Below are 1,163 nucleotides of genomic sequence, written 5' to 3'. Positions count from 1 at the left end.
CCTGTGAAGATGCGTCAGATGGGATCTCTGGGAGAGGAGCAGTTGAACTGGACCGAGGCACAGTTGGCGGAGCGCAAGCCTACCGTGATCCTGATTCACTATCCGCTCTGGCTGCAGCAACCGACAGAAGTGAAGGACTATGGTCTGCATCCGATGCTGCGCAAGTACAGCGACAATATCCAGATGGTAATCGCCGGTCACTGGCACAAGTGGGTCGACTTCTCGCGCACCTATGGCCCGCGTCACATTGTGTCGGCGGCGACACGGTATGACCCGAACGCGTTCATGATCTTCGACGCTGACCCGAAAGCGGGAACGATCGAATGGATCGATATGGCGCGGACGCAGTGGTCCACGCACTACTCCACACCGTACAAGCTCTAGAGCATTTTTCCTGTAGGTGTAGTGCGGGGCTTATGCATTTATGGGCGTTTTCCGCGATGAAAACGCCGCTGCACGCATTCTCCCGGGATACCCAGCAACAGGAGAAATGCTCTAATTGGGATAGGGAATAACACGGGCTGCCAGGATGGCAGCCCGGCGATTTTTAATGAGCTGGGATAACTGCGGCGGCAGCCTTTGGCGTAACGGCTGCGGGTTGCTGACCTGGCTGTTGCTGTCCAGGCTGGGCCGGAGCATATTTGCTGGCGCACTTGGCCTGAATCTGGGTGGCGTGAAAGACGCCGTCGCGGCCGTAGGTACCCATGGCGAGAGCCTGGGCATCATCCTTGAAGGTGTCGGGAAGCGGCTCCATGCCCTGGTAGCTGACGCGGACGGTTTTATCCAGTTCCACGAGCGTGAAGTCGGCGTGAGTTCCGCTGCGAACGACGGAGCCGGGTTGCACGTTGCCCGCGACGCGCAGGTGACGCGTGTAGGCCTTGTTGCCCAACTTCTGCAGCTCACTGATGGTGACGTAGTAGCTCTTCGAGTCGCCGATACCGGAGATGGCAAGGTACACCACGGCGGCAATGACGACGGCACAGGCAAGACCGATACGGGTAGTGCTGTTCATAAGACTCCCGGAACCATTTTACCGTTTCCTGGCCGCCTTGGGGCAATGCTTCGCCGGCTCTACGGGCGTATACTCAAAGTTTCATACCCAGTCCTCTGGAGAGGTAGATAAGACAATGAGCGCACACGGAAACGGCCACACTGTACACGCC

Annotated in this window: 2 protein-coding genes; one reads left to right on the top strand and one right to left on the bottom strand. The window is 58.1% G+C overall.

What is annotated here, in order from left to right:
- Window positions 1-384 (top strand): metallophosphoesterase family protein (locus AB4043_RS26195; protein ID WP_442308610.1); only part of this gene is annotated, 384 nt, incomplete at its 5' end.
- A gap of 163 nt (window positions 385-547) precedes the next feature.
- Here AB4043_RS26195 and AB4043_RS26190 read toward each other — a convergent pair.
- Window positions 548-1,012 carry a cytochrome c maturation protein CcmE gene (locus AB4043_RS26190; RefSeq protein ID WP_442299171.1) on the bottom strand — a complete coding sequence of 155 codons (465 nt, stop codon included), beginning with the start codon at window positions 1,010-1,012 and terminating at the stop codon, window positions 548-550.
- Window positions 1,013-1,163 lie beyond the last annotated feature (151 nt).

It is taken from the genome of Terriglobus sp. YAF25, assembly GCF_052113305.1.
Taxonomy (GTDB): domain Bacteria; phylum Acidobacteriota; class Terriglobia; order Terriglobales; family Acidobacteriaceae; genus Terriglobus.
This window is presented reverse-complemented; position numbering and strand designations above follow the sequence as displayed.